General features: G+C 64.8%; 13 protein-coding genes. All 13 read left to right on the top strand.

Annotated features, from left to right (window positions below; genetic code table 11):
* Position 1 precedes the first annotated feature (1 nt).
* The 13 genes from RCO38_RS12675 to rplR all read left to right on the top strand — a co-directional run bounded on the left by RCO38_RS12675 (position 2) and on the right by rplR (position 9,653).
* Positions 2–1,072, top strand: coding sequence for an ABC transporter ATP-binding protein (locus RCO38_RS12675; RefSeq protein WP_308328669.1), 1,071 nt, complete (start codon positions 2–4; stop codon positions 1,070–1,072).
* On the top strand, positions 1,069–1,965 hold the full coding sequence (locus tag RCO38_RS12670; RefSeq protein ID WP_308328668.1) for a carbohydrate ABC transporter permease: 897 nt from the start codon (positions 1,069–1,071) through the stop codon (positions 1,963–1,965). Before RCO38_RS12675 ends, RCO38_RS12670 begins: the two co-directional genes overlap by 4 nt.
* The gene (locus RCO38_RS12665) at positions 1,958–2,770 is read left to right on the top strand and encodes a carbohydrate ABC transporter permease (RefSeq protein WP_308328667.1); all 813 of its coding nucleotides are present in this window, start codon (positions 1,958–1,960) and stop codon (positions 2,768–2,770) included. The genes RCO38_RS12670 and RCO38_RS12665 overlap by 8 nt, the downstream gene beginning before the upstream one ends.
* On the top strand, positions 2,770–3,078 hold the full coding sequence (locus tag RCO38_RS12660) for a DUF2160 domain-containing protein (RefSeq protein ID WP_308328666.1): 309 nt from the start codon (positions 2,770–2,772) through the stop codon (positions 3,076–3,078). The genes RCO38_RS12665 and RCO38_RS12660 overlap by 1 nt, the downstream gene beginning before the upstream one ends.
* A gap of 98 nt (positions 3,079–3,176) precedes the next feature.
* Positions 3,177–4,910, top strand: coding sequence for an ABC transporter substrate-binding protein (locus RCO38_RS12655; protein WP_308328665.1), 1,734 nt, complete (start codon positions 3,177–3,179; stop codon positions 4,908–4,910).
* Positions 4,911–4,988: 78 nt separating this feature from the next.
* The gene (locus tag RCO38_RS12650; protein ID WP_308328664.1) at positions 4,989–6,560 is read left to right on the top strand and encodes a glycerol-3-phosphate dehydrogenase/oxidase; all 1,572 of its coding nucleotides are present in this window, start codon (positions 4,989–4,991) and stop codon (positions 6,558–6,560) included.
* A 189-nt stretch (positions 6,561–6,749) separates the two neighbouring features.
* A complete protein-coding gene (gene rplN / locus RCO38_RS12645; protein ID WP_009514936.1) occupies positions 6,750–7,118 on the top strand; it encodes a 50S ribosomal protein L14 in 369 nt (122 codons plus the stop codon).
* Positions 7,119–7,127: 9 nt separating this feature from the next.
* Positions 7,128–7,448 carry a 50S ribosomal protein L24 gene (gene rplX, locus RCO38_RS12640; RefSeq protein ID WP_066157232.1) on the top strand — a complete coding sequence of 107 codons (321 nt, stop codon included), beginning with the start codon at positions 7,128–7,130 and terminating at the stop codon, positions 7,446–7,448.
* Positions 7,449–7,450: 2 nt separating this feature from the next.
* Complete coding sequence (gene rplE, locus RCO38_RS12635; protein ID WP_308328663.1) at positions 7,451–7,990, top strand: 50S ribosomal protein L5; 540 nt, start codon at positions 7,451–7,453, stop codon at positions 7,988–7,990.
* An 8-nt stretch (positions 7,991–7,998) separates the two neighbouring features.
* Positions 7,999–8,304, top strand: coding sequence for a 30S ribosomal protein S14 (rpsN, locus tag RCO38_RS12630; RefSeq protein WP_066157231.1), 306 nt, complete (start codon positions 7,999–8,001; stop codon positions 8,302–8,304).
* 18 nt (positions 8,305–8,322) lie between these two features.
* Entirely contained in the window at positions 8,323–8,718 is a 396-nt protein-coding gene (gene rpsH, locus RCO38_RS12625; RefSeq protein ID WP_308328662.1) for a 30S ribosomal protein S8, read from the top strand.
* 24 nt (positions 8,719–8,742) lie between these two features.
* Positions 8,743–9,276, top strand: coding sequence for a 50S ribosomal protein L6 (rplF, locus tag RCO38_RS12620; protein ID WP_308328661.1), 534 nt, complete (start codon positions 8,743–8,745; stop codon positions 9,274–9,276).
* Positions 9,277–9,287: 11 nt separating this feature from the next.
* Entirely contained in the window at positions 9,288–9,653 is a 366-nt protein-coding gene (gene rplR, locus RCO38_RS12615) for a 50S ribosomal protein L18 (protein ID WP_066253441.1), read from the top strand.
* Positions 9,654–9,665: the final 12 nt, after the last annotated feature.

Below are 9,665 nucleotides of genomic sequence, written 5' to 3'. Positions count from 1 at the left end.
GATGGCCCGCATTCACCTCGACCTCGCCCACTCGTACCGCCCGAACCCGAAGGAAGACAGCGACTACGCGCTGCTGCCGCTGAAGATGAGCTTCGAGGATGGTGGCGCCTATGCGCTGCTCGGCCCCTCGGGCTGCGGCAAGACCACCATGCTCAACATCATGTCGGGCCTGCTGGTGCCCTCGCACGGCTCGGTGACGTTCGACGGCAAGGACATGACGCGCGCCACGCCGCAGGAGCGCAACATCGCCCAGGTGTTCCAGTTCCCGGTCATCTACGACACCATGACCGTGGCCGAGAACCTGGCCTTTCCGCTGAAGAACCGCCAGGTGCCGGCGCAGCAGATCAAGACCCGCGTCGGCCAGATCGCCGAGATGCTGGAGATGAGCCACCAGCTGGACATGCGCGCAGCCGGCCTTTCGGCCGACCAGAAGCAGAAGATCTCGCTCGGCCGCGGCCTGGTGCGGCCCGACGTGTCGGCGGTGCTGTTCGACGAGCCACTCACGGTGATCGACCCGCACCTGAAGTGGCAGCTGCGGCGCAAGCTCAAGCAGATCCACCACGAGCTCAAACTCACGCTGATCTACGTCACCCACGACCAGGTGGAGGCGCTGACCTTCGCCGACCAGGTGGTGGTGATGACGCGTGGCAAGGTGGTGCAGCTGGGCACGCCCGACGCGCTGTTCGAGCGGCCCGCGCACACCTTCGTCGGTCACTTCATCGGCTCGCCGGGCATGAACTTCCTGGAGGCGCAGGCCGCGGGCGGACAGCTGCGGCTCGGCGGCCAGCAACTGGCGGCGCCGCAGGCGCTGCCCGAGGGCGCGCTTCGCCTGGGCATCCGCCCCGAGTACCTGGCGCTGGCGCCCGCCGGTGCCGCGGACTCGCTGCCCGCCACGGTGCAGAAGGTGCAGGACATCGGCACCTACTTCCTGGTCACGCTGGACGCAGCGGGCCAGACGCTCAAGGCCCGTCTGGCACCGGACGCCGCGCTGCCCGCGGTGGGCGACCAGGTCGGTGCCCGGGTCCTGGGTGAACACACCTGCTTCTACAAGAACGAGGAGCTCGTTGCATGAGCACCACGACCAAACCCGTCAACCAGAAAGCCTGGTTCCTGATCCTGCCCGTCTTCATCTGCGTGGCCTTCTCGGCCATCCTGCCGCTGATGACGGTGGTGAACTACTCGGTGCAGGACATCATCTCGCCCGAGCGCCGCGTTTTCGTCGGCACCGAATGGTTCGCGCAGGTGATGCGCGACGAGGACCTGCACGCCGCGCTGTGGAACCAGATGAAGTTCTCCATGGCCGTGCTGGCGGTGGAGATTCCGCTGGGCATCGCGCTGGCGCAGGCCATGCCGGCCCAGGGCTGGAAAGCCTCGGCCACGCTGGTGATCGTCGCGCTGTCGCTGCTGATTCCGTGGAACGTGGTCGGCACCATCTGGCAGATCTTCGGCCGCGCCGACATCGGTCTGCTCGGCCACACGCTGGAACAGCTGGGCATCGAATACAGCTACACCGGCGACGCCACCCACGCCTGGCTGACGGTGCTGTTGATGGACGTGTGGCACTGGACGCCGCTGGTCGCGCTGCTGGCCTACGCCGGCCTGCGCAGCATTCCCGACGCGTACTACCAGGCCGCGCGCATCGACGGCGCCAGCAAGCTGGCCGTGTTCCGCTACATCCAGCTGCCCAAGATGCGCGGCGTGCTGATGATCGCGGTGCTGCTGCGCTTCATGGACTCTTTCATGATCTACACCGAGCCCTTCGTGCTCACCGGCGGCGGCCCGGGCAACGCCACCACCTTCCTGAGCCAGTACCTCACGCAGAAGGCGGTCGGCCAGTTCGACCTCGGTCCGGCCGCCGCGTTCTCCCTGATCTATTTCCTCATCATCCTGCTGTTCTGCTTCGTGCTCTACAACTGGATGCAAAGCCTCGGCCAGGCCGAGAAGGAAGGAGCCGGCCATGCATGAACGGCGTTTTCACAAGCGATCCCTGTTCCTGATCGCCTACCTGGTCTTCGCACTGCTGCCCATCTACTGGATGGTCAACATGAGCTTCAAGACCAACCAGGAGATCCTCAGCAGCTTCAGCCTCTGGCCGCAGTCCTTCACCTGGGACAACTACAAGCTGATCTTCACCGACGAGAGCTGGTACTCGGGCTACATCAACAGCCTGATCTACGTCTGCATCAACACCGTGATCTCGCTGACCGTGGCGCTGCCGGCGGCCTACGCCTTCAGTCGCTACAGCTTCCTGGGCGACAAGCACGTGTTCTTCTGGCTGCTGACCAACCGCATGACGCCGCCGGCCGTGTTTCTGCTGCCCTTCTTCCAGCTCTACACCACGGTGGGGCTGATGGACACGCACATCGCGGTGGCGCTGGCGCACCTGCTGTTCAACGTGCCGCTGGCGGTGTGGATTCTCGAAGGCTTCATGTCGGGCATCCCGCGCGAGATCGACGAGACCGCCTACATCGACGGCTACAGCTTCCCGCGCTTCTTCATCACCATCTTCCTGCCGCTGATCAAGGCCGGCGTGGGTGTAGCGGCGTTCTTCTGCTTCATGTTCAGCTGGGTTGAGCTGCTGATGGCGCGCACGCTGACCAGCGTCAACGCCAAGCCCATCGTCGCCACCATGACGCGCACCGTCAGTGCCAGCGGCATGGACTGGGCGACGCTGGCCGCCGCAGGGGTGCTGACCATCGTGCCGGGGGCGATCGTGATCTGGTTCGTTCGGCACTACATTGCCAAGGGCTTTGCCATGGGGAGGGTGTGATGTTCGAGTGGATGGCATGGACCACGCCGGTGGCCGTCTTTTTTACCTGCATCGTGCTGATGCTGATCGGCATGACCGTGTGGGAGGTTCGCTCTCCCACCACCTTGCGCAAGGGCTTTCTTCCGATGGCCACCACGCGCGGCGACCGGCTCTTCATCGGCCTGCTGCTGGCGGCCTACATCAACCTGGTCTTCGTAGGCGCGGCCGAGTGGATGGCCGAGCTGATGGCGCTGGACGAGCCGCCCAGCGTGTGGATCAGCTTCGTGCTGTCCATGCTGACCCTGGTGCTGGTGATGCGCAAAGGCTGAACCGATTCGAGGGAATACGGCCCGGCGCTGCCCCGGGGCCGTGGTCACCCAGAGCCATGTGGGGCAGCGTTCACATCAACCCGAGAGAAGGAGACACGATGAAATTGCGATACAACGCGCTCGCGCTGGCCGCGATCTGCGCCCTGGGCAGCCACGCGGCCTGGGCCGACGAGGCCGCCGCCAAGAAGTGGGTCGACAGCGAGTTCCAGCCGTCCACGCTCAGCAAGGACCAGCAGCTGGCCGAGATGAAGTGGTTCATCGACGCTGCCAAGAAGCTGCAGGCCAAGGGCGTGAAGGAGATCTCGGTGGTCTCCGAGACCATCACCACCCACGAGTACGAGTCCAAGACCCTGGCCAAGGCCTTCGAGGAAATCACCGGCATCAAGGTCAAGCACGACCTGATCCAGGAAGGCGACGTGGTCGAGAAGCTGCAGACCTCGATGCAGTCGGGCAAGAGCATCTACGACGGCTGGATCAGCGACTCCGACCTGATCGGTACCCACTACCGCTACGGCAAGGTGCTGAACCTGACCGACTACATGGGCGGCGCGGGCAAGGAGTGGACCAACCCCGGCATCGACATCAAGGACTTCATCGGCACCAAGTTCACCACCGCACCCGACGGCAAGCTGTACCAGCTGCCCGACCAGCAGTTCGCCAACCTGTACTGGTTCCGCGCCGACCTGTTCGAGCGCAAGGACCTCAAGGACAAGTTCAAGGCCAAGTACGGCTACGACCTGGGCGTGCCGCTGAACTGGAGCGCCTACGAGGACATCGCCGAGTTCTTCACGAACGACGTCAAGACCATCGACGGCAAGGCGATCTACGGCCACATGGACTACGGCAAGAAGGACCCGTCGCTGGGCTGGCGCTTCACCGACGCCTGGCTGTCCATGGCCGGCACTGCCGACATCGGCGCGCCCAACGGCCTGCCGATCGACGAATGGGGCATCCGCGTCGCGGCCGACAAGTGCACGCCGGTGGGCGCCTCGGTCGAGCGCGGCGGCGCCACCAACTCGCCGGCGGCCGTCTACGCGCTGACCAAGTACGTCGACTGGATGAAGAAGTACGCGCCCAAGGAGGCCACCGGCATGACCTTCGGCGAAGCCGGCCCGGTGCCAGCCCAGGGCCAGATCGCGCAGCAGATCTTCTGGTACACGGCCTTCACCGCCGACATGACCAAGAAAGGCCTGCCGGTCGTCAACGCCGACGGCACGCCGAAGTGGCGCATGGCCCCCGGCCCGAACGGTCCGTACTGGAAGCAGGGCATGCAGAACGGCTACCAGGACGTGGGCAGCTGGACCTTCTTCAAGGACCACGACGCCAACAAGACCGCCGCCGCCTGGCTCTACGCCCAGTTCGTGACCGCCAAGACCACCTCGCTGAAGAAGACCATCGTCGGCCTGACCCCCATCCGCGAGTCCGACATCCAGAGCAAGGCCATGACCGACATGGCGCCCAAGCTCGGTGGTCTGGTGGAGTTCTACCGCAGCCCGGCCCGCGTGGCCTGGTCCCCCACCGGCACCAACGTGCCCGACTACCCCAAGCTGGCCCAGCTGTGGTGGAAGAACGTGGCGCAGGCCGTCACGGGCGAGAAGACCCCGCAGGGTGCGATGGACAACCTGGCCAAGGAGATGGACGACGTGCTGGCCCGCCTGGAGCGCGCCGGCATGGCCCAGTGCCCGCCCAAGCTGAACAAGAAGGAAAGCGCCGACAAGTGGCTCTCCGACAAGTCGGCGCCGTGGAAGAAGCTGGCCAATGAGAAGCCGAAGGGCGAAACCATCAACTACCAGACCCTGCTGGACGCCTGGAAGGCCGGCAAGGTCCGCTGACCGGTTGTTGTCTTTTCGTCTGATGTGAAACCTCCGCACACACCCCCGCCGCGAGTGTGTGCGGCCATTCCCTGATTCATGAATCCCGCAGAACGCCTTCAGTCCCTGGCCCGTCAACCCCGGTTCGACCTGGTGGTGGTGGGTGGGGGCGCCACCGGCCTGGGTGTGGCGCTGGACGCGGCGCTGCGCGGTTTCTCCGTCGCCCTGTTCGAGTCACACGACTTCGCGGGCGGCACTTCGTCGCGCTCCACCAAGCTGCTGCATGGCGGCGTGCGCTATCTCGCACAGGGCAATGTGGCCCTGGTGCGGGAGGCGCTGGCGGAACGGGCCACCGTGCTGCGCATCGCGCCGCACCTTGCGCAGCCGCTGCCGTTCGTGATGCCCTCCTACGCCTGGTGGCAGACACCCTTTTACGGGGCCGGGCTCAAGCTGTACGACCTGATGGCGGGCCGCGCCGGCCTGGGGCGCACGGAATTCCTCAGCCGGGCCCAGACGCTGGCGGCCCTGCCTGGCGTCAATGCCGAAGGGCTCAAGGGCGGCGTGCAGTACTGGGACGGCCAGTTCGACGATGCGCGTCTGGCGCTGGCGCTGGCCCGAACCGCGCAGAACGCCGGCGCGCATCTGTTCAATTACGCGGAGGTAGAGGCGCTGGAGCGCCAGGGACAGACTTTTTCCGTGACCGTCCGTGACCGCCTGTCCGAGGACATCCGCCGGGTCGAGGCGGGGTGCGTGATCAACGCCACCGGGGTCTGGGTCGACGCGCTGCGGGCGCGCGCCGGGACGCCGGGCAGCGCGGGATCGGACCGCATGGTCAGCCCCAGCCAGGGGGTGCATGTGGTGGTGGACCGCGACTTCATGGGCGGGCACCATGCCTTGCTGGTGCCCAAGACGCGCGACGGCCGCGTCCTCTTTGCCGTGCCCTGGCTGGGCAAGCTGGTGCTGGGCACCACCGACACCCCGCGCCAGGACCTGCCGCGCGAGCCGCAACCCTTTGCCGAAGAGCTGGACTTCATCCTGGGTGAAGCGGCCCACGTGCTGCGCCGCCCCGTGCAACGCAAGGACATCCGCAGCGTCTGGGTCGGGCTGCGCCCTCTGGTGGCGCCGCCCAAAGACGACGGTGGCGGGACCAAGGTGCTGTCCAGGGAACACACCATCGTGGTCGAATCCAGCGGGCTGCTGACGGTCACCGGCGGCAAATGGACCACCTACCGCGCCATGGCGGACGACGTCATGGAGCGTTGCTTCGCGGCGGGGTTGCTGCCTCGCCGGTCCGGGGGGCAGACCGAGCGCCATGCGCTGGACGGAGCCCCCGCCGGCGGGCAGTCGGTGGTGCCGCTGCATGCCGGGCCGGGCCTTCACTTGTACGGGATGCACGCCGACGAGGTGCGTGCCTGCCCCGGTGCCGACCAATCCTTGGGCCTGGGTCTGACCGAAGCCATGGTGCGGTACGCGGTAAGAAGTGAGTATGCACACACCGTCGAGGATGTGCTGGCCCGTCGGTGGCGCGCCTTGTTCCTGGACGCGCGCGCTGCCGCCACGATGGGCCCCCGCGTGGCGGAGATCCTGGCGGAGGAGGGCTGTCAACAGCCGGCGCTGGGCGCGTTCGAGGCGCTGTGCGCCCGCTATCTGCCCGAGATGCCGGCGGTGTGAAACCGGTCGTGTCGACGGACAGTTGACAGGCTGGCCCGCCGGTGCAATAATCTGCGGCTTCGCTTTAAAAGGCGAAGCTTTCTGCCCAGCGACGCGGGCCACTCCTTGGGGTGGTTGGCTACGACGGGCCCAAGACTGATCACTTCCAGCCGTGGTGGCCAGAAGGATTCAAGTTGGGACTTAAATCAAATGATCCAAACGCAATCTCGACTCGATGTTGCTGACAACACGGGCGCCAAGTCCGTGATGTGCATCAAGGTGCTGGGCGGCTCCAAGCGCCGCTACGCCAGCGTGGGCGATGTCATCAAAGTCAGCATCAAGGAAGCAGCGCCCCGTGGCCGCGTCAAAAAAGGCGAGGTGTACAACGCTGTGGTGGTTCGCACCGCCAAGGGCATCCGTCGCCAGGATGGCGCCCTGATCAAATTCGACGGCAATGCCGCCGTGCTGCTCAACGCCAAGCTGGAGCCGATCGGCACCCGCATCTTCGGCCCGGTCACGCGTGAACTGCGTACCGAGAAGTTCATGAAGATCGTGTCCCTGGCGCCCGAGGTTCTCTGAGGATTCACCATGAACAAGATTCGTAAGGGCGACGAGGTCATCGTCATCGCCGGGCGCGACAAGGGCAAGCGCGGCAAGGTGCTTGAGCGCGCTTCCGACGACCGTGTGGTCGTTGAAGGCGTCAACATCGTCAAGAAGCACGCCAAGCCCAACCCCATGAAGGGTGTGACCGGCGGCATCGTCGAAAAGACCATGTCCATCCACCAGTCCAATGTGGCCATCTTCAATGGTGCCACGGGCAAGGCGGACCGCGTGGGCATCAAGCAGCTGGCCGACGGCAACAAGGTGCGCGTCTACAAGTCCAGCGGCGAAGAAATCAAGGTGGCATGACCATGACACGCTTTCAAGAAATCTACCGCGACAAGGTTGCGCCCGAGCTGACCCAGAAGTTCGGTTACAAGTCCCCGATGGAGGTGCCCCGCATCACCAAGATCACCCTGAACATGGGTGTGAGCGAGGCCGTGGCCGACAAGAAGATCATGGACAACGCCGTGGGCGACCTGACCAAGATCGCTGGTCAGAAGCCCGTGGTGACCAAGGCCAAGAAGGCCATCGCCGGCTTCAAGATCCGCGAGCAGCAGCCCATCGGTTGCATGGTGACCCTGCGTGGCGCCCGCATGTACGAATTCCTGGACCGTTTCGTCACCGTGGCCCTGCCGCGTGTGCGCGACTTCCGTGGTATTTCTGGCAAGGCTTTCGACGGCCGTGGCAACTACAACATCGGCGTCAAAGAACAGATCATCTTCCCCGAGATCGAGTACGACAAGGTCGATGCCCTGCGCGGCCTGAACATCAGCATCACGACAACCGCCAAGACCGACGAAGAGTGCAAGGCACTGCTGGCTGGTTTCCGTTTCCCGTTCAAGAACTGAGGTGGCGCGTGGCTAAACAAGCACTACTCCAACGTGAACTCAAGCGCGAGAAGCTCGCCGCCAAGTTCGCCAAGAAATACGCCGAACTGAAGGCGACCGCCAACGATGCCAAGCAAAGCGACGAAGCACGCGATGCCGCCCGTCTGGCGCTGCAGAAGCTGCCCCGCAACGCCAACCCGACCCGCCAGCGCAACCGCTGCGAGATCACCGGTCGTCCGCGCGGCACGTTCGCCTACTTCGGCCTGGCCCGTGCCAAGGTCCGCGAGATGGCCTTTGCCGGTGAGATCCCCGGCATCACCAAAGCCAGCTGGTAAGCCCTAGGAGAACCACAAATGAGCATGAGTGATCCTATCGCTGACATGTTGACCCGCATCCGCAACGCGCAGATGGTTGAAAAGACCACCGTGTCGATGCCGGCGTCCAAAGTCAAGGCGGCCATCGCCCAGGTCCTGAAGGACGAGGGCTACATCGACGGCTTCCAGGTGAAGAACGAAGGCGGCAAGAGCGAGCTCGAGATCGCCCTGAAGTACTACGCTGGCCGTCCGGTGATCGAGCGCATTGAGCGCGTGAGCAAGCCCGGCCTGCGCATCTACCGTGGCCGCGACGCGCTGCCCCAGGTGCAGAACGGTCTGGGTGTTGCCATCGTCACCACCCCCAAGGGTGTGATGACCGATCGCAAGGCCCGCGCCACCGGTGTCGGTGGTGAAGTCCTGTGTTACGTCGCCTGATGCGGGCATTGAGGAGCAACTGAAATGTCGCGTATTGGTAAACAGCCAGTCTCCGTCCCCGCAGGGGTCGAAGTGGCCGTCAAGGACGACCTGATCAATGTCAAGGGTGCTCTCGGTGCCCTGGCTCTGGCGCAGAACGCGCTGGTCAAGGTCGAGAACAACGCTGGTTCGCTGTCGTTCACTCCTGTGAACGACTCGCGCGAAGCCAACGCCATGTCCGGCACCATGCGTCAGCTGGTGAACAACATGGTGACCGGTGTGAGCAAGGGCTTCGAGAAGAAGCTGTCCCTGATCGGCGTGGGTTACAAGGCCCAGGCCCAGGGCACCAAGCTCAACCTGAACGTCGGTTACTCGCACCCGGTCGAGATCGAAATGCCCGCCGGCATCAAGGTCGAGACCCCGACACCGACCGAAGTCGTCATCAAGGGCGCTGACCGTCAGCGCGTGGGCCAGATCGCTTCCGAAGTGCGCGCCGTGCGCCCGCCCGAGCCCTACAAGGGCAAGGGCATCCGCTATGCGGATGAGAAGGTCGTGATCAAGGAAACCAAGAAGAAATAAGGACCAGGATCATGTTGACCAAAAAAGAGCAACGTCTCCGTCGGGCCCGTCAGACGCGCATCCGCATTGCGCAGCAAGGCGCCGTTCGCCTGACCGTGAACCGCACCAACCTGCACATCTACGCCAACGTCATTTCCGGCGACGGCGCCAAGGTGCTGGCTTCCGCCTCGACCGCCGAGGCCGAAGTGCGCGCCCAGCTGGGCGCAGCGGGCAAGGGTGGCAATGCCGCCGCTGCCGCCTTGATCGGCAAGCGCATTGCCGAGAAGGCCAAAGCCGCCGGCATCGAGAAAGTGGCGTTCGATCGTTCCGGTTTTGCCTACCACGGCCGTGTCAAGGCCCTCGCCGATGCGGCTCGTGAAGCCGGTCTGCAGTTCTGATCAGACGGGATA

This window comes from Hydrogenophaga pseudoflava (assembly GCF_031020795.1).
Taxonomy (GTDB): domain Bacteria; phylum Pseudomonadota; class Gammaproteobacteria; order Burkholderiales; family Burkholderiaceae_C; genus Hydrogenophaga; species Hydrogenophaga pseudoflava_A.
The sequence above is the reverse complement of the archived record's forward strand: the minus strand, read 5'-3'. Positions and strand labels throughout refer to the sequence as shown.